The following is a 16,790-nucleotide window of genomic DNA, read 5'->3' on the forward strand; positions in this document are numbered from 1 at the left end:
AAAATAAAAAATATTTAAAACTCGAAAAAAATAACAGATATGTGTGGAAGTAAGTCCTAGCTGATAGTAGGGGGGTATCCCCCTCCCTCTAGGCGCTCAAGAGCTTCACGCCGTCACTGTACATTTTTTCTCGCGCCAAATCATCAAAATGAAAGGAGAGCGGTTTGGAATTGAGAGGCATTGATTATCTTAGGAGGAAGTTGAATCTCTATCAGAGTAGAGTCAATCTAAGATACAAGCATTATGCAATGCAGCACTATGAAGCACCGACAGGAATCACAATTCCTGCACATATCAGGGCAAAGTATCAAGCTGTACTTGGTTGGGCTGCAAAGGGAGTTGATAGTCTTGCAGATCGTTTGATTTTTAGGGCATTTGCTAATGATGATTTTAATGTTACAGAAATTTTTGAACGTAATAATCCTGATATCTTCTTTGATAGTGCTATTTTAGCTGCGCTGATTGGTTCGTGTAGTTTCGTCTACATTTCGAAGGGTGAAGATGATGAGGTGAGGTTGCAAGTCATTGAATCAAGCAATGCGACGGGTGTTATTGATCCTATCACTGGTTTGCTTGTGGAAGGTTATGCGGTGTTGGCTCGTGATGATTACAATCGTCCAACGCTTGAAGCCTACTTTGAGCCAAATGCTACTCACTTCATTCCGAAAGATGGGGTACCTTACTCGGTTACGAATGAGACGGGTATTCCTTTGCTGGTTCCGGTTATTCATCGTCCTGATGCGGTCCGTCCTTTTGGTCGGTCTCGTATTACCAGGGCAGGGATGTATTATCAGAAATACGCTAAGCGAACTTTAGAGCGAGCTGATATTACAGCAGAGTTCTATTCGTGGCCACAGAAATACATTCTTGGACTTGATCCTGATGCGGAACCTATGGAGAAATGGAAAGCTACTGTATCAAGCTTGTTGACGATTTCTTCAAGCGATAAAGGTGAGAAGCCTAGCGTTGGACAGTTCACTACAGCTAGTATGTCACCTTTCACAGAACAGCTCAGAACAGCCGCTGCTGGATTTGCTGGGGAAATGGGCTTGACCTTGGATGACCTTGGCTTTGTATCAGATAATCCGTCATCAGTAGAAGCAATCAAGGCTAGTCATGAGAATCTTAGGCTAGCAGGTCGAAAGGCTCAGCGCTCGCTAGGTGCTGGATTGTTAAATGTTGCTTATGTTGGAGCATGTTTGCGTGATGAGTTTCGTTATGCTAGAAGCCAATTTGTAAGAACCACAGTCAAATGGGAGCCTTTGTTTGAAGCGGATGCGAATACAATGACTATGATTGGTGACGGTGTTGTGAAATTGAATCAGGCATTGCCTGGTTACATTAATGCGGAGACAATTCGAGACCTTACTGGTATTGCTGGAGACATGTCTGCTAGGCCAGTGATAAGCGATGGTGGTTCAAATGGAGAATGATGTTTTACCTGGTATCTTGCAAGAGGTTCAGGAGAGGTTTGAGACAGATTATGGTAAGAGCGAGATTGTCAGGAATGCTTTTGCTGCGTTAAAAGCAAAAAAAGCCACTTACAAAGCTGCAAATGAGTTTGCGATTGAAATTGGCGAAATTCTCTCTAAGGCTCTAGGAACGTCTCTGAGCGCCGATAAATTACCAGATGGTAAAATGTATTACAATATCGCTCAACGTTTACTGACGGACGTGCTAGGACGAAATCACGAGCTTGTGAGTGGTTATGCTAGTGATGTTCAGAAGAATTTGAACGATGAAGCCAAAATCGGTCTCAAAGTGCAAGTCCCTGAATTGAATCAGGATCGAATCGCTGGCATAGTCAATCGCTTTTCATCTGAGGAGAATTTTGAGGATGTCAGTTGGTTGCTTGGTGAACCTATTGTGAACTTCACACAATCAATCATTGATGATAGTATCCGGAAGAATGCAGAGTTTCATGCTAAAACTGGCTTGGTACCGACAATCAGTAGACACTCTACTAGACGTTGTTGCAAATGGTGTGATAGCTTGGTAGGAAATTACATATACGGTGAGGAACCAGCGAATTTCTACAGAAGGCATCAGCATTGTACTTGTGTAATTGACTATCATCCTAAAAATGGTAAGGTTCAAAATTCTTGGACTAAAAAAATCAGAAATGAGAGTTCCGATGAATTAGAAAAGCGTAAGAGAATGAATATTGATGTGCGTGATAATAATCGCAAAGCAGATATTCAGGAATACAAGAAAATAGTTGATGTTTTAGGAGTTGAAAATGCCCCTATTTCACTAGCAAAGTTTCAGGATTTGAAGTATAATGGTGGTGAGGGATATGAACGCTTAAAAGATGTAGTTTATATCCAGGAAAACCTCAAAAATGGCACTTGGCTGGATAAAATCAATCCAGAAAAACAAGCTAGGCATATTCAATCAACATCACTGACTGGAAAGAGCTATTTTTATGATCATGTGGATATCAATGCTCTGTACGATAAGTACAAGATGACTGGATTTTTAGAAACAAGTAGAAAAGGCGCTCAAACCAGCAATGAAAAGGTTGATTTGTTTGAAGATAGGCCGTTAGGAATTGATGTATATACTGGTAAGCCGGTAAATGCTATGACAATAAAATATAGCAAAACTGGAGCACACTTAATACCGACATACTATGAAAGGGGAGACTGATGGAACTTAGGGAATTTAATAACAAGGTTGTCAGAATCACCGATATTGACGGCCAAACATTTGAAGGCGTCTGTCTGTATGAGGACAAGGATGTCTATGATGAAGAACTTGATGGGTTGTCCGTTAAGTCAGGAACTCGGTGGACAAAACTCTTTGAAGATGAAATCAAGGAAGTTGAAATTATAGCATAAGCACGTTGACAGTGGTCAGGGTGCTTTTCTTATGCTTTGAAAGGAGAAAGAATGGTTGAAATTCACGGGATAGAAGAATGCGACTTGCAGGAAGCCCAACTTATAATCAATAACAAACTAAACTTAGCTAGAGGATTGATAAGCGACGGTTCTCATACATTCAATGAATTGTATCATCATCGAATGGTATTGTTTGCCGTCATCTTAAAAAATCATCTTGATAAAGCATGGAAATCAAAAAAGCATTCAGACGGATCAATGTATGAAAATTATTTTATCGTTGGGATTGATACTCCAAATGGTCAATATAGCTACCATTATCACATGGATAATTGGAAATATTTTGCTGATGTAAAAGAGCTTGAATTTGCTCCAGAATGGGATGGGCATCAGCCAGATGATGTAGTTCGTTTATTAAGCTTGTAGGAAATCTACATCCCAGCGATAGGGTTATCATGCGATGACGATTGAAAGGAAAATAGAATGGCGAGGAAGAAGAAACTTGGCAATCAGAATCCTACTCAATCGGTGATTTTAAAATACGTCAAGAAAAATTCAAAAGCTAAAGAAGCGATTGAACTTTACGAGCGGACTGGTCTTTCTTGTTATGCTTGGCAGAAGAATCTATTGTTGCCTTTGATGGCTATTGATAAAAATGGTCTTTGGGTGCATCAGAAGTTTGGCTACTCTATTCCTCGTCGTAACGGGAAATCTGAAATCCTTTATATTCTAGAAATTTGGGGCTTGCATAAGGGTTTGAATATCCTTCACACGGCTCACCGAATTTCTACATCTCATTCCTCTTTTGAGAAGGTGAAACGATACCTTGAGAAAATGGGTTATGTGGATGGTGAGGATTTCAATTCGATTCGAGCGAAGGGGCAGGAGAGGATTGAACTTTATTCAACAGGAGGTGTTATCCAATTCCGTACTAGGACATCAAACGGTGGTCTTGGTGAAGGGTTCGACATGCTGATCATTGACGAGGCTCAGGAGTACACGACCGAGCAAGAATCTGCTTTGAAATACACGGTTACGGATAGTGAAAATCCTATCACAATCATGTGTGGGACACCTCCGACACCTGTATCAAGTGGTACGGTCTTTACGAAGTATCGTGAGACTTGTCTCTTTGGAAAAGGGAAGTATTCTGGCTGGGCTGAGTGGTCGGTTTCTGATGAAAAGGAAATTGACGATGTGGAAGCCTGGTATAATTCTAATCCGTCTATGGGATACCACTTAAATGAGCGGAAGATTGAGGCAGAGCTTGGTGAGGATAAGCTGGACCATAATATCCAACGTTTGGGATTTTGGCCAACTTACAACCAGAAATCTGCTATTTCTGAAACTGAGTGGAATGAGCTCAAGGTGGATGAGGTTCCAGAATTATCTGGCAAGCTGTCTGTTGGCATCAAGTACGGTCAAGATGGAACGAATGTAGCATTGAGTATTGCTGCACGGACCAAGGATGGCCGTTTCTTTGTTGAGACAGTAGACTGTCAGTCTGTTCGTAACGGGAATGAGTGGATGGTTGCTTTCTTGCGTCAAGCTGATGTAGCTCAGATAGTTATTGATGGCGCAAGTGGTCAAAAGATCCTGGACGAAGAGTTGAAGGACTACAGAATCAAGAACGTGATTCTACCAACGGTGAAAGAAATCATCGTGGCTAACGCTCTTTGGGAACAGGGGATTTACCAGAAGACCATTTGTCACGCTGGCCAACCATCATTATCTAAAGTAGCTACTAACTGCGACAAGCGGAATATTGGCTCAAATGGTGGTTTTGGATATCGATCGCACTTTGACGACATGGATATTTCTTTGATGGATAGCGCTTTGCTTGCGCATTGGGCTTGTGCTACGACCAAGCCTAAGAAAAAGCAAAAAATTAGTTATTAAAATAAGCGGTCTTGTGACTGCTTTTTTTGATGCCCAAAATTACCGAACTGCCGGGAAAGCAGGAGAAAGGAGACATGAGAATGTCAGAATTTAAACCAATCACTACACAAGAAGAATTTGATGCTGCTATTAAGGAGCGTTTATCTCGTGAGAAAGCGAAGTATGCCGACTATGACCAGCTTAAATCTCTTGTTGAAGACTTAAAAAAAGAAAATGTTGATTTGAAGTCAACAATTGAAGCTAATCGTCAAAGTAAGGCGGATGCTGACAAGCAACTTGAAGAGATGCAGAATCAAATCTCTAATTATGAGACGGCTAGTCTGCGAACTCGTGTGGCTTTGCAACATGGATTGCCTTACGACCTTGCAGATCGTTTGCAGGGAACTGATGAAGAAAGTCTAACGGCAGATGCAGAGCGCTTGGTATCTTTCGTAAAACCTACTGAACATTTCGCACCGATGCGAACTCTAGAGCCTGCTCTAGAAAAAACTGAAAATACATCTTATAAAAACCTAGTACAAGGTTTAGTTTTTGAAGAATAAAGGAGTAAAAATATATGACAGATCAACTATCAAGAGGAACATTATTTGACCCAATGCTTGTGACAGACCTTATCAACAAAGTTAAAGGCCACAGCTCACTGGCTAAATTGTCTAATCAACAAGCGATTCCGTTCAATGGATTGAAAGAATTTACTTTCTCATTAGATGCTGATGTAGATATTGTTGCAGAAAACGGGAAGAAAACGCATGGTGGTGCAAGTCTAGAACCTGTAACTATTGTGCCTATTAAAATCGAGTATGGCGCTCGTGTATCTGATGAGTTCATTTTTGCATCAGAAGAGGCTAAAATCGATATTTTGAAGTCATTCAATGAAGGGTTTGCTAATAAAGTGGCTCGTGGTATTGATATCATGGCCTTCCATGGCGTTAATCCACGTACTAAACAAGAATCCGCTGTTATTGGGGATAACTGTTTTGACAAGGCGGTCACTCAGACAGTGAACTTTACAACAAGCGATCCAGACACTAATGTCGAAGATGCAGTTAAAATGATTCAAGGAGCTGATAATATCGTTAGCGGTATGGCTATTGATACTACATTTGCAAGTGCACTAGCTAGCATGAAGAACTCAGCTAATGAGCGCCTATACCCTGAATTGGCATGGGGAGCAAATCCAGGGGCCATTAATGGTCTACCTGTAGATGTGAATACTACAGTTGGTCTTAATGTTGGAACCAATAAGGATGTTGCTATTGTTGGTGACTTTGCTAACATGGTTAAATGGGGATATGCTAAGCAGATTCCACTCGAAGTCATTCGATATGGTGATCCAGACAATTCTGGAAAAGACTTGAAAGGTTATAACCAAGTCTATCTTCGTGCAGAAATCTATCTCGGATGGGGAATTTTGGACAAAAATAGCTTTGCTCGTGTTGTGAAAGCGGGGTAGTACATGGAATACATTAATGTAAAAACAGGTACTACTATCGTTACTGAAAATGAAATTAGTGGAGGTGATTGGGTTCCAATTGCAGCATACAAACCTTTGGACTCATTGACTAACGCAGCGTTGAAAGAAATCCTTGATGAAAAAGGTATTACTTATGATAGCCGCGCTACAAAACCTGAATTGATTTCGCTAATCGAACAAGCTGACACTGAAGTCCAGTAGTCGCTTGACTGGAGGTAGAAATGGAAAACTTTGCAACAGTCGAAGATTTGAAAAAATTGTGGCGAGCGTTGAAATTCGATGAGGAAAAACGAGCCGAGGCGCTGTTGGAAGTTGTTTCTCATTCTCTTCGTGTTGAAGCTAAAAAAGTTGGCAAGGATTTAGATGGGTTAGTGGCTACTGATCCATCTTTTGCCATGGTCGTTAAGTCCGTCACAGTTGATGTAGTGGCTCGCACGTTGATGACCTCAACTGACCAGGAGCCTATGACTCAGGTGGCTGAGTCCGCTTTAGGTTATTCCTTCAGTGGTTCTTATCTAGTCCCTGGTGGCGGTCTCTTTATCAAGGATTCAGAATTGAAACGTCTGGGCCTCAAAAAGCAAAGATATGGGGTGATTGATATCTATGGGACGGATTAAAGGAATTACTGTAACGTTGATTGGAAAAACCAAGAATGGTCGGGATGACTTTGGGCATCCAATCTATGAGAATACTGAAATTCAAGTAGATAATGTCCTGGTCGTTCCAGCTTCGACAGAAGATGTCACTACTCAGCTTAGTTTGACCGGGAAGAAGGCTTCTTATACGCTAGGAATCCCCAAAGGCGATCAGAACGAGTGGAAAGACCGTGAAGTTCGTTTCTTTGGGCGCAAATGGCGCACGATTGGCATTCCATTAGAAGGCATTGAAGCCATGATGCCTTTGGACTGGAATAAGAAAGTGATGGTTGAAGTGTATGAGTAAAACGAAGTTTAAATTGAATTCATCGGGCGTTTCCGATCTTTTACGTTCTAAAGAAATCCAAGCGATTCTATTAGATAAAGGCAATGAAATATCAGAACACGCTGGAGATGGATTTGAGGTAAAAGTTTCACCAGGGCAAAAACGTGCTAATGCGACTGTCAGCACAACAGACATCAAAAGCATGGCAAAAAATGCTAAGGATAACACATTGTTAAAGGCTTTAAGATGATTGAAAAAATTGTAAAAAAATACTTAGATGAACAATTAGATGTTCCGTCGTATTTTGAGCATGAAAAAGGCATGCCAGATGCATTTGTAATCATTCAAAAAACGGGAGGGGGCGGAAGTGACTATGTTCATTCTGCTACTTTTGCTTTTCAGAGTTATGCACCATCTCTTCAAAAAGCAGCTGAATTAAATGAGATTGTAAAAAAAGCAATTGAAAATCTTATTTCAGTGAATGAAGTAAGTGGTATTCACCATAACAGTGATTACAATTTCACAGATACTGAAACCAAGCGATATCGCTATCAAGCAGTATATGATATTAATTATTTTTAAAAGGAGGATTCTATGGGAGAATCAGAACAAACAGTAACAACTAACATTGCGTCTTCAGATAATGTGACAGCTGCAAAACCGAAGACAAGTGGGGCAGTAGCAACAGCTCCATTAGGCACAACTTTGCCAACAAATGCAAAGACTCAATTGGATGAGAAATTTAAGACTCTTGGATTCTTATCTGAAGACGGTCTTACAAATGAAAACTCGCCTGAAAGTAAAGATGTCAAGGCTTGGGGAGGACAAACAGTCTTATCATCTCAAACTGACAAAAAGGATACTTTCAAGTACAAACTAATTGAAGGTTTGAATGTGGAAGTTCTTAAGGAAACATATGGTCCTGAAAATGTCAGTGGAGACTTGAAAACAGGAATCACTGTTAAGGCTAATTCGACTGAATTGAAAGAACATTGCCTTGTTATTGATATGTTCTTAAAGAACGGAGCCATGAAACGCATTGTGATTCCTAGTGGTAAAGTTAGTGAGATTGGCGAGATTGGTTACAAAGATGGTGAACCAGTAGGTTATGAGTTGACTGTTACTGCATTGCCAGACAACCAAGGCAATACACACTATGAATACATTCAAGGAGCCTAATCTATGTCAAAAAAAATCAAAGGAACAACTGAGTCTGGATTTGAATTTGAAACAACAGAACGTCGCTTGAACAACTTCTTACTGCTACGCTATATCGGGAAGGCCGATAAGGGGGATATTGAAGCGGTAGATAAAGTTTTGGAACTTATTTTAGGTAAGGAGCAGAGTGATGCTTTTATTGATCACCTAACCGAAGAAGACGGTATTCTTCCAAATGAAAAGATTTTTTCTGATATCAAGAGCATTTTTGAATCGGTAAAAGAAATAAAAAAATCGTAATCCTTTCCCAGATGATTAAGTTAGATGAAGATGCTCTTGTCTGTGATTTAGCAGAGACTTATCAAATATATGACTATAGTCAGCTACCTCTATTGAAGGTAGCTGTTTTTGCATGTGGACTGAGAGAGGACTCTCGAATCAAGCAGAAGTTATCAAAACAGCTCGTATCCATCGATACAATGTTGTTGGCTGGTATAGTTGATAGACTTTCTCTTTCTCTGTGGATTCAGACGAAAGATGGTCAAAAGGGTGTAAATAGGCCAAAATCTGTTGTTGATCAGCTGACTCAAAAAGAGGAGAAAGAAGAACGAGAGCATCTAGTATTTTCATCTGGTGAGGAATTCGAAAAATACCGCAAAGAATTTTTTGCCAAGATTGGAGGTGAGGATTAATGGCAATAGAACTTGCAAAAGCTTATGTACAAATCATTCCATCTGCGCGAGGGATTGGTGGGATGATCCAAAAAGAGATGGGAGGAGAAGTCGCATCAGCAGGATCTAGTGCTGGAGAGTCTCTTGGTTCCAGTATGATGGCAACATTTAAGAAAGTTATTGTTGCGGCCGGAATTGGTAAAGCTTTTAGCGCTGCTTTAAATGAGGGAGCGGCACTTCAACAGTCACTTGGAGGTATCGAAACTCTTTTCAAAGGTTCTGCTGACAAGGTTAAGGGGTATGCTAATGAAGCCTACAAGACCACAGGCTTGTCAGCTAATGCCTATATGGAAAACGTGACAGGCTTCTCAGCTAGTCTCTTGCAGTCTTTGGGAGGTGATACAAACAAAGCTGCTGAAACAGCAAATATGGCCATGATTGACATGTCCGATAATGCGAATAAGATGGGTACATCGATGGAGAGCATTCAGATGGCATATCAAGGTTTTGCTAAGCAGAACTATACTATGCTGGACAACCTTAAACTTGGCTATGGTGGTACTAAGCAGGAAATGGAGCGTCTTTTGAAAGATGCTCAAAAACTGACTGGTGTTAAGTACGACATTAACAACCTTTCTGATGTTTATAGCGCCATTCATGCTATCCAGGAGAATTTAGATATCACTGGGACAACAGCTAAAGAGGCAGCATCTACATTTAGCGGATCTTTTGAATCCATGAAAGCAGCTGCTCAAAACGTTCTTGGAAAACTGGCATTGGGGGAGAACATTTTACCTTCTTTGCACGCTTTACTTGAAACAACTTCTACATTCCTTTTCGATAATCTCTTACCTATGATAGGCAATATCCTATCTGGTTTAGGACTCGTCATAACAGAGGGAGTCAGCAGTATTGCCTCACAAATTTTTGGAGATGTTTTTGGAAGTGCGGTCTATGACCAATTTGCTCGAGTTACAGGAATCTTTCAAACATTCTTTGATATGATTTTTGGTTCATTGGACAAGCAAGATAATTTTGATATCTTAAACGCATTGGGTTTTAGTGAGGAGGCTGCAACTCAAATTGTCAATATTGCGGATAATATCCGAGTCACTTTTGAGAACATTGGTTCAGCAGTTGGCGATGTATTGTCGATAGTTGGTGATTTTGTCAGTGATCTTTTAGGGATAAAGGATGGAGAACAGGGAGTAAATCTACTTGGAACTGCATTTGAAGTTTTGACTGGTTTTTTAAAAGAAATTTCATCAATTATTAAGGATGTTACAGGATTTTTTAAAGACAATAAGCTAGCTGCAGATTTACTTAAATCTTCAGTAGTCGCCTTGGGGATTGGAATTCCTGTGGCAAAAATTGCCACGTTTGTTCAAGGTTTAGGTGGACTACCTGGTGTTCTAACAATTGCTAAAACAGCTATTTCTGGCTTTGCAACATCAGCGATAACAGCTATTTCTTCAATTCCACTTATAGGATGGATTGCAGCCATTGCTGCAGCCTTAACTTGGTTTTTTACACAAACTGAAACTGGCCAAAAAATTTGGGCAGCTTTTGTGGATTGGATCAAGCAGGCATGGCAGGGTATAGCTGATTTCTTTGTTGGTCTTTGGTCTGGTATCTCTGAAGGTGCTAGCACTTTGTGGGATGGAGTTGTTACAACATGGAATGCTTACGTTGAGTCTTTAAAGGCGATGTGGAATGCTGTTGTAACATTCTTTTCTGACTTATGGGAATCAATCAAGGAGGCAGCATCTACCGCTTGGACATTGATTACTACAGCTGTCATGACGGTTGTTCAACCGTTCATTGACGGATTCATGAATATTTGGAACAACATTTCAGATGGTCTTACTCAAGTTTGGGAAGGAATTAAACTGATCTTTGAAGGCGCTTGGGAATTTATCAAATCGATTTTCTTGGGTGCTATTTTGATTATCATTGACCTTGTGACAGGAAACTTTGGTCAATTAGGAGCAGACCTTTCTCTTATTTGGGAAGGAATTCAAAATGGAGTTTCCATGATTTGGGAGGGGATTAAAACATACTTCTCTGGTGTCGTGGATGTCATCGTAGGTTATGCTACGGGAGTTTTTGAGAACTTCTCTAATGTTTTGAGTACAATTTGGGAATTTATCAAAACCGCTGCGTCTATTGCCTGGGAATGGATAAAGTCCACAGTGTCAAATCTTATCACTGGTTTAATTCAGGGCGCTCAAAACTTATGGAATAATTTCGTAAGTTTTTTATCCGGTCTTTGGGAAAATATCAAATCAACAGCTAGCGCAGCGTGGGCTGGCCTAAAATCACTTGTTCTTGGTTTGATCAATGGGCTTGTTAGCGGTGCTCAGACAGCTTGGAATAACATGAAGCAGGCAGTTAGCGATTTGGTAACTAAAGTAACCAATATTTTTAATTCCATTAAAAATATTAACCTTTGGGAGGCTGGTAAGGCAATTCTTGATAGTTTCTTAGGTGGTTTAAAATCTGCTTGGGATGGAGTTACTAATTTTGTCGGTGGAATAGCGGATTGGATTCGCGATCATAAAGGTCCTATTGAATATGACCGTAAGTTGTTGATTCCTGCAGGTAATGCAATTATGCAAGGTTTAGACCAAGGACTACAAGAACGATTTAAGGGAGTCAAAGAAACAGTTGGTGGAATGGCTGGAGAAATCTCTGATGTATTTTCAGGGGATAACCTGGATCTAAACTCAACTGCCTCTGTCACGAAAAATCTTGAGGCCCGTTTGGCCATGCCTTCTGCTCAGCTTGAAGTACAAGAGAGTAAAACAGTGTCTGAGATAGCGATTATGAGGTCAAGTTTAGAATCTATACTTACAGCTATCCTTGAAAAATCGTCAGAAATCTATCTAGACAATGAAAAAATCTCATTAAACACTTACGAACAACATGGTTCAATTTTAGCAAGGGAGGGAATCTAATGGATTATATGATCGTTAATGGCTTTAATACATCAACCCTTCCAGGCTGTATTGTGACCGACTTTGGAGAAGTTGAGGCTGCCAAACCTAAAGGTGAGGTGGCCGAGCTTCATGGTGTGAATGGGAGTTATCGAGTATTAGATGGTTCTTATGATAGCTATGACAGAACATTTACGATTAACGTTACAAAATTGATTGATATCTCGATTATTCTGGATAAATTTCAAGCGAATGACAATGAGTTGGAATTTAGCTATCATCCTGAATCGGTTTTTTATGCTCATTTTTTAACCGCTAGCTACAAACCTTTTGGCAATCATGCTTGGCAATTGAAAATCAAGCTAAACATGCAGCCTTTTCGTTATCAAAAAACGGTCAATCCTGAATCTTATAATGGACCAGGAACAATTAACAATCCAGGGACCATTTACTCTGAACCGATTATTGAGGTTCAGGGAGATGGAGATATATCGATCACCATTGGTCAAGAAACAATGTATCTTAATGTCAAAACGAAAGCTACAATTGATTGTCGGCAAGGTAAGCAAAACATCTACAATGCTACTGGAGCGGTCCAGAACACGCTCAGAAAGCGCGGTGGCTTCTTTGAAATCCCAACGGGAAGAAGTGGGGTTACATTTACTGGAAATGTTCTTAGATTAATTATTCGGCCAAATTGGAGGTACAAAATTTGATTTACTTAACAAATGGGAATACTCCTCTAAATGCTGCTTATGCAGACAAGATTTCTCAAGAAGCAAATAGTACCTATCAACTGACTTTTCGCTTTCCGACCTCAGATGCTTTGTGGGAGCAGTTGAAGGAAGAAACTTACCTAAAAGCCGATGATCTTCATGGCGAACAGGATTTCGTCATTTTCGAGGTTCAAAAGAAACATGGCTATATTCAAGTATATGCGAATCAATCCTTTACACTGTTGAACAACTATGTCATTAATCCGATTTCTTTGGATAGAGCGACTGGTTCTACTGCCTTGAGTCGCTTTGCTGGAAGTATCACTCGGGATAATCCGTTCTCATTCTTTTCCGACATTGACGAACGTCACACGTTCAATACTGATAGTATCAACGCGATGGCCGCTTTTACAAAAGATAAGCACTCTATCCTTGGTCAGTGGGGTGGCGATCTTGTACGTCATGGTTACCAGGTTCGATTACTTAAAAATGGCGGTTCAGAAAATGAATCGCTCTTTATGTACAAAAAGAACTTATCTAGCTATCAACAAAAGACATCAACGAAGTCTTTAAAAACTAGAATCACTTTTAATGCAACCGTCAAAGGTGAGGGAGGGAAAGCACCCGATCGCAAGTTTTCCGTTGTGGTAGATAGTCCGCTCATTAACAAATACAGTCAAATCTATGAAGATGTGATTGATGTTAATGACCAGGACGTGAAAGATGAAGCGAAACTTAGAAAATATGGTGAGCAGTATTTTAGAACTACACTTTGCGATATGCTTGAAGACAGTTTAGAAATTCAAGTTGAAGGAAAGAGCGATGTTCCGGTTCAGATTTTTGACGTTGTCAGTCTATTTCATGATCGATTCAAGATGGATGTTCGTAAGAAAATCACGAAGTATACTTACTCCCCGATGGCTAAAAAGCTACTATCTATTGGTTTTGGGCAATTTAAGTCAGGCTTGTCCAATATGATTTCTAACGCTGTTAGTGATGCGGTTAAAAACGAAACCCAGCACTTGCAAGGTCAGTTCGCTACACAATTAGCGAAAGAAATCAAGAATGCTGACTTAGATTTTGACCGTAAGGTACAAGGTATCAAGAATGAAATCACAGACGGTCTGAATTCTGCAAAAGCCAAAGCGGAAGAGGTACAAAGACAACTTTCTGACACAATCGACCAACGTTTTAGAGACTTTGACAGCGCAGGTCTTCGTGAAGCTAAGCAAAAAGCGGACGAAGCCTTGACGAAAGCAGGAGCTAGTGCCTTACTTGCTGATGAAGCCAAGCGCATCAGTGAGCAAGCGAAAGACGGCATCGAGAAAGCCAAAGAGGCATTTTTAGATAGTTTTAAAGCAAATTCTGCCGAACTCGACATTCTAAACGACAGGCTCAAGAAATTCAGACTGGACCACGCCGAATTTCGCAGAACGACAAAAGAAGACATCAAAGGTCTGACCGAATCATTCACGAAATTAGGCTCTGATACGAAGAGCGATATTTTAGCGACAAGGTCCGAGTTTCAAAAGACCGCAGAGGGCCTTATACAGCGATTTGAGAGCATCACTTCTCAACTGGACAATAAGGCTAACTTGCTTGATTTTCAGCGTGTGCAAGAGACTAGTAGGCTATATGAACGAATTATCGGCAGTAGCGAGTCTGATATCGCTGAAAAGGTCGCTCGCATGACTCTGACTAATCGACTATTTCAAGTCGAAGTTGGCAAATATTCAAGTGTTGGCGGTCCGAATATGCTCCGAAATTCGAGAGCGGATGACGGTCTGAAATACTGGTCTGAAGCGAATGGTCGCTTAGGTTTTACGTCTCACTCGTTCTATTTTAACGGCCAAAAGCGTATGTTTGAATTAAGGCCGGGGGCAGTCGTTAAAAGCCCACGTTTCATTGTCAAGCGAAACACTGATTATACTCTAAATATTTTAGGTTTCGATAATAACTCAAAATATTTCAGGATTTATTTCTGCAAGCGCGTAAAAGGCTCTGTTTCGGATTATCAGGAAAAGATACTGATATTCAATGGTCAGCCTCGGTGGGTTGACGGACCCGTTTTTGACAACACGAAAGCGGTCAAAAAATCCATTACATTTAACGTTGGTAATTTTGATGAGGGCTATCTGCAATTCGAGTACGACCGCAACAATCCTAATAAATGGGGCGGTCTGTTCATGACAGAGCTTGATTTTTACGAGGGCACGACTGACCGTAAATGGCAACCGGCTACCGAAGATGCGACTCTTGAGACAGATAAGACGATTGAAGCAACGCAAACCAAAATGACTGAGCTCGCTGGCTCATGGGCAATCCAAAATTTGACTAGCGCTGGCTCTATCATCTCGCAAATCAACGCAACGAATAACCAAATCTTGATTGAAGCGGAGAAGATTCGTCTCAAAGGTAAGACCTTGCTTGACGAATTGACGGCTATTGATGGATATTTCAAGCGTCTTTTTGTCGGTGAGGGTAATTTCGCTAAGCTGAACGCTGAAATTATCGGAGCGAACACTATCACAGCTGATATGCTGATTATGGACAAAGCAATGGCTCGATTGTTCGTCTCAAGTGATATTTTCACGGATACGCTTGCTGCTAAAGAAGCCTTCATCAACAAGATTCGGTCAGTTGTAGTATCTGCAACCTTACTTGAAGGTTATAAAGGCCGAATTGGTGGCTTCCAAATCGGTACTCACGAGAAAGACCCCTCTGTATATTGGCTGACAGGTCAGAACCAATTTGCGGTCGGTATGAGTAACGGAGGCGGTAAGTGGAATCAAGCGGCTCTCTGGGTAAGCTGGGGTTCGGACTGGAACAAAGTAGGTCCACTAGCATGGTATGTGAAACACGATGGGACAATGCATTGTAAGAATACAGCTCATTTTAGGTTTGCTGAAGTTACAGAAAGATTAACGGTTGATGGAGAGCTCGTTTATCGCACGAACAACGGACTAGGATTTTACAATTACTCTCCGATTTATCAACGAATTGACCGGTCAAATAATTATCTTTATCTTTATTATAACGGAACGAAAAATTACGACTGGATCCCGATGAACAGAGAAATTTCTGACCGTCGCTATAAATCGAATATCGAACATAGTACAATCTCAGGTCTCGATGTTATCGAAAAACTGAAAACGTACAGTTATCGCAAAGAGTACGATGGGGAAATAGAGGACATTTCTTGCGGTATTATGGCGCAAGATGTCCAGAAATATGCTCCTGAAGCATTCTATGAGAACCCAGACGGGGCATACTCGTATCGCACATTTGAATTGGTGCCTTACTTAATCAAGGCCATTCAAGAACTAAATCAAAAAATACAGAAATTGGAGAAAACAGCATGATGAATGAACAAGATAAGCAAATCAGTAGTCTAGCGATTAAGTCGCTTGGTGAAAAGGTCGGCAAAGAGGCTACTCAATCAGCTACGCTAGAAGCTCTATACACAGTAACCGTGATGGAGCTTGAGCAAATGAAGCAAATCATCGAATCGGATGAAAAGCTCAAAGCTAAGTTCGAAGAAGTGAAAGGAAGAATGACAAATGGCAATCAGTAATTATGAACTAGCGAATAAACCTTATACACGAGGTTTGGGCGATAACACGGTCACAGTAGTGGAGATTCGTCTATCTGAAGGCAATCGATACAGTACGAACATGCGTGAGCTTGTAGGAGACCGCACGAGTGAGCAAGAGGATGTCTTGATTCAAGCGGTACTGGATATCATCAAAGCTGAACTGGATCCAGGTTCAGCAATCGTGAAGGCACAAGCTGAGATTAAACAGGCAGTACAGACCTTGGCAAAAACTGAGACAGACCTAACCGCAAACAAAGAGAACATCGATAGCGTATCAGCTATTACTGAGGTTCTTATTGCTTTGGCGATTGGCCAGAATGGTGGCATGCCCACGAACACTTATAGCAAGGTTGCGCAGTTCATCAAGCCCCTTGTCAAAGACCGTCGTTACACGAATGGCGACATCATATCGATGCCTTATCCGTACGATACTAATCCGAAATGGCCGAAGGAAACACAAACGATCTTGAAATTCCAGATGCAACCATCTGAAGGCTACACTTTCAAAGAGCAACCTCTTGCTGAAATGTTGCAAAAAGGCATTCTGACCGTGGTCATGCCAAGGATTGATTAAGGAGAT

The 16,790-nt window shown here is 40.8% G+C and carries 20 protein-coding genes; all 20 read left to right on the top strand.

Annotated elements, in window-relative coordinates; genetic code table 11:
- The first annotated feature begins 164 nt into the window (after nucleotides 1–164).
- The 20 genes from ACLV7H_RS04070 to ACLV7H_RS04165 all read left to right on the top strand — a co-directional run bounded on the left by ACLV7H_RS04070 (nucleotide 165) and on the right by ACLV7H_RS04165 (nucleotide 16,784).
- On the top strand, nucleotides 165–1,433 hold the full coding sequence (locus tag ACLV7H_RS04070; RefSeq protein ID WP_411866430.1) for a hypothetical protein: 1,269 nt from the start codon (nucleotides 165–167) through the stop codon (nucleotides 1,431–1,433).
- Complete coding sequence (locus tag ACLV7H_RS04075; RefSeq protein ID WP_411866431.1) at nucleotides 1,423–2,649, top strand: polymorphic toxin type 50 domain-containing protein; 1,227 nt, start codon at nucleotides 1,423–1,425, stop codon at nucleotides 2,647–2,649. The genes ACLV7H_RS04070 and ACLV7H_RS04075 overlap by 11 nt, the downstream gene beginning before the upstream one ends.
- Entirely contained in the window at nucleotides 2,649–2,840 is a 192-nt protein-coding gene (locus ACLV7H_RS04080; RefSeq protein ID WP_261044748.1) for a hypothetical protein, read from the top strand. The genes ACLV7H_RS04075 and ACLV7H_RS04080 overlap by 1 nt, the downstream gene beginning before the upstream one ends.
- A gap of 51 nt (nucleotides 2,841–2,891) precedes the next feature.
- Nucleotides 2,892–3,266 (top strand): hypothetical protein, encoded by a 375-nt coding sequence (locus ACLV7H_RS04085; protein WP_411866432.1) that lies wholly within the window; start codon nucleotides 2,892–2,894, stop codon nucleotides 3,264–3,266.
- A 57-nt stretch (nucleotides 3,267–3,323) separates the two neighbouring features.
- Nucleotides 3,324–4,739, top strand: coding sequence for a terminase (locus ACLV7H_RS04090; protein WP_411866433.1), 1,416 nt, complete (start codon nucleotides 3,324–3,326; stop codon nucleotides 4,737–4,739).
- An 80-nt stretch (nucleotides 4,740–4,819) separates the two neighbouring features.
- The gene (locus ACLV7H_RS04095; protein WP_411866434.1) at nucleotides 4,820–5,281 is read left to right on the top strand and encodes a DUF4355 domain-containing protein; all 462 of its coding nucleotides are present in this window, start codon (nucleotides 4,820–4,822) and stop codon (nucleotides 5,279–5,281) included.
- Nucleotides 5,282–5,295: 14 nt separating this feature from the next.
- Nucleotides 5,296–6,192 carry a phage major capsid protein gene (locus tag ACLV7H_RS04100; RefSeq protein WP_049549230.1) on the top strand — a complete coding sequence of 299 codons (897 nt, stop codon included), beginning with the start codon at nucleotides 5,296–5,298 and terminating at the stop codon, nucleotides 6,190–6,192.
- Nucleotides 6,193–6,195: 3 nt separating this feature from the next.
- Nucleotides 6,196–6,414: a HeH/LEM domain-containing protein gene (locus ACLV7H_RS04105; protein WP_411866435.1), complete on the top strand. Its 219-nt coding sequence runs from the start codon at nucleotides 6,196–6,198 to the stop codon at nucleotides 6,412–6,414.
- Nucleotides 6,415–6,434: 20 nt separating this feature from the next.
- Complete coding sequence (locus tag ACLV7H_RS04110; protein ID WP_061087429.1) at nucleotides 6,435–6,830, top strand: phage Gp19/Gp15/Gp42 family protein; 396 nt, start codon at nucleotides 6,435–6,437, stop codon at nucleotides 6,828–6,830.
- Nucleotides 6,817–7,155 (top strand): hypothetical protein, encoded by a 339-nt coding sequence (locus ACLV7H_RS04115; protein ID WP_411866436.1) that lies wholly within the window; start codon nucleotides 6,817–6,819, stop codon nucleotides 7,153–7,155. The genes ACLV7H_RS04110 and ACLV7H_RS04115 overlap by 14 nt, the downstream gene beginning before the upstream one ends.
- Nucleotides 7,148–7,384, top strand: coding sequence for a hypothetical protein (locus ACLV7H_RS04120; protein ID WP_411866437.1), 237 nt, complete (start codon nucleotides 7,148–7,150; stop codon nucleotides 7,382–7,384). The genes ACLV7H_RS04115 and ACLV7H_RS04120 overlap by 8 nt, the downstream gene beginning before the upstream one ends.
- Nucleotides 7,381–7,716, top strand: coding sequence for a hypothetical protein (locus ACLV7H_RS04125; protein WP_411866438.1), 336 nt, complete (start codon nucleotides 7,381–7,383; stop codon nucleotides 7,714–7,716). The genes ACLV7H_RS04120 and ACLV7H_RS04125 overlap by 4 nt, the downstream gene beginning before the upstream one ends.
- 12 nt (nucleotides 7,717–7,728) lie before the next feature.
- Complete coding sequence (locus tag ACLV7H_RS04130) at nucleotides 7,729–8,313, top strand: phage tail protein (protein WP_411866439.1); 585 nt, start codon at nucleotides 7,729–7,731, stop codon at nucleotides 8,311–8,313.
- A gap of 3 nt (nucleotides 8,314–8,316) precedes the next feature.
- Nucleotides 8,317–8,592 carry a hypothetical protein gene (locus ACLV7H_RS04135; RefSeq protein ID WP_411866440.1) on the top strand — a complete coding sequence of 92 codons (276 nt, stop codon included), beginning with the start codon at nucleotides 8,317–8,319 and terminating at the stop codon, nucleotides 8,590–8,592.
- A gap of 11 nt (nucleotides 8,593–8,603) precedes the next feature.
- Nucleotides 8,604–8,984 (top strand): DUF5361 domain-containing protein, encoded by a 381-nt coding sequence (locus tag ACLV7H_RS04140; RefSeq protein WP_247920480.1) that lies wholly within the window; start codon nucleotides 8,604–8,606, stop codon nucleotides 8,982–8,984.
- The gene (locus ACLV7H_RS04145; protein ID WP_411866441.1) at nucleotides 8,984–11,920 is read left to right on the top strand and encodes a PblA; all 2,937 of its coding nucleotides are present in this window, start codon (nucleotides 8,984–8,986) and stop codon (nucleotides 11,918–11,920) included. The genes ACLV7H_RS04140 and ACLV7H_RS04145 overlap by 1 nt, the downstream gene beginning before the upstream one ends.
- Nucleotides 11,920–12,615, top strand: a complete 696-nt coding sequence (locus tag ACLV7H_RS04150; protein ID WP_411866442.1) for a phage tail protein — start codon at nucleotides 11,920–11,922, stop codon at nucleotides 12,613–12,615. The genes ACLV7H_RS04145 and ACLV7H_RS04150 overlap by 1 nt, the downstream gene beginning before the upstream one ends.
- The gene (locus ACLV7H_RS04155; RefSeq protein WP_411866443.1) at nucleotides 12,612–15,977 is read left to right on the top strand and encodes a phage tail spike protein; all 3,366 of its coding nucleotides are present in this window, start codon (nucleotides 12,612–12,614) and stop codon (nucleotides 15,975–15,977) included. The genes ACLV7H_RS04150 and ACLV7H_RS04155 overlap by 4 nt, the downstream gene beginning before the upstream one ends.
- On the top strand, nucleotides 15,974–16,189 hold the full coding sequence (locus tag ACLV7H_RS04160; RefSeq protein ID WP_254765439.1) for a hypothetical protein: 216 nt from the start codon (nucleotides 15,974–15,976) through the stop codon (nucleotides 16,187–16,189). Before ACLV7H_RS04155 ends, ACLV7H_RS04160 begins: the two co-directional genes overlap by 4 nt.
- On the top strand, nucleotides 16,176–16,784 hold the full coding sequence (locus ACLV7H_RS04165) for a hypothetical protein (protein WP_411866444.1): 609 nt from the start codon (nucleotides 16,176–16,178) through the stop codon (nucleotides 16,782–16,784). The genes ACLV7H_RS04160 and ACLV7H_RS04165 overlap by 14 nt, the downstream gene beginning before the upstream one ends.
- Nucleotides 16,785–16,790 lie beyond the last annotated feature (6 nt).

This window comes from Streptococcus oralis, from assembly GCF_965111685.1.
In the GTDB taxonomy this organism is placed as follows: Bacteria; Bacillota; Bacilli; order Lactobacillales; family Streptococcaceae; genus Streptococcus; species Streptococcus oralis_B.

What these genes read in the sequence shown, in the direction of transcription:
- ACLV7H_RS04075 (WP_411866431.1), top strand. Translation starts at nt 1,423, where the DNA reads ATGGAGAATGATGTTTTACCTGGTATCTTGCAAGAGGTTCAGGAGAGG.
- ACLV7H_RS04080 (WP_261044748.1), top strand. Translation starts at nt 2,649, where the DNA reads ATGGAACTTAGGGAATTTAATAACAAGGTTGTCAGAATCACCGATATT.
- ACLV7H_RS04085 (WP_411866432.1), top strand. Translation starts at nt 2,892, where the DNA reads ATGGTTGAAATTCACGGGATAGAAGAATGCGACTTGCAGGAAGCCCAA.
- ACLV7H_RS04090 (WP_411866433.1), top strand. Translation starts at nt 3,324, where the DNA reads ATGGCGAGGAAGAAGAAACTTGGCAATCAGAATCCTACTCAATCGGTG.
- ACLV7H_RS04095 (WP_411866434.1), top strand. Translation starts at nt 4,820, where the DNA reads ATGTCAGAATTTAAACCAATCACTACACAAGAAGAATTTGATGCTGCT.
- ACLV7H_RS04100 (WP_049549230.1), top strand. Translation starts at nt 5,296, where the DNA reads ATGACAGATCAACTATCAAGAGGAACATTATTTGACCCAATGCTTGTG.
- ACLV7H_RS04105 (WP_411866435.1), top strand. Translation starts at nt 6,196, where the DNA reads ATGGAATACATTAATGTAAAAACAGGTACTACTATCGTTACTGAAAAT.
- ACLV7H_RS04110 (WP_061087429.1), top strand. Translation starts at nt 6,435, where the DNA reads ATGGAAAACTTTGCAACAGTCGAAGATTTGAAAAAATTGTGGCGAGCG.
- ACLV7H_RS04115 (WP_411866436.1), top strand. Translation starts at nt 6,817, where the DNA reads ATGGGACGGATTAAAGGAATTACTGTAACGTTGATTGGAAAAACCAAG.
- ACLV7H_RS04120 (WP_411866437.1), top strand. Translation starts at nt 7,148, where the DNA reads ATGAGTAAAACGAAGTTTAAATTGAATTCATCGGGCGTTTCCGATCTT.
- ACLV7H_RS04125 (WP_411866438.1), top strand. Translation starts at nt 7,381, where the DNA reads ATGATTGAAAAAATTGTAAAAAAATACTTAGATGAACAATTAGATGTT.
- ACLV7H_RS04130 (WP_411866439.1), top strand. Translation starts at nt 7,729, where the DNA reads ATGGGAGAATCAGAACAAACAGTAACAACTAACATTGCGTCTTCAGAT.
- ACLV7H_RS04135 (WP_411866440.1), top strand. Translation starts at nt 8,317, where the DNA reads ATGTCAAAAAAAATCAAAGGAACAACTGAGTCTGGATTTGAATTTGAA.
- ACLV7H_RS04140 (WP_247920480.1), top strand. Translation starts at nt 8,604, where the DNA reads ATGATTAAGTTAGATGAAGATGCTCTTGTCTGTGATTTAGCAGAGACT.
- ACLV7H_RS04145 (WP_411866441.1), top strand. Translation starts at nt 8,984, where the DNA reads ATGGCAATAGAACTTGCAAAAGCTTATGTACAAATCATTCCATCTGCG.
- ACLV7H_RS04150 (WP_411866442.1), top strand. Translation starts at nt 11,920, where the DNA reads ATGGATTATATGATCGTTAATGGCTTTAATACATCAACCCTTCCAGGC.
- ACLV7H_RS04160 (WP_254765439.1), top strand. Translation starts at nt 15,974, where the DNA reads ATGATGAATGAACAAGATAAGCAAATCAGTAGTCTAGCGATTAAGTCG.
- ACLV7H_RS04165 (WP_411866444.1), top strand. Translation starts at nt 16,176, where the DNA reads ATGGCAATCAGTAATTATGAACTAGCGAATAAACCTTATACACGAGGT.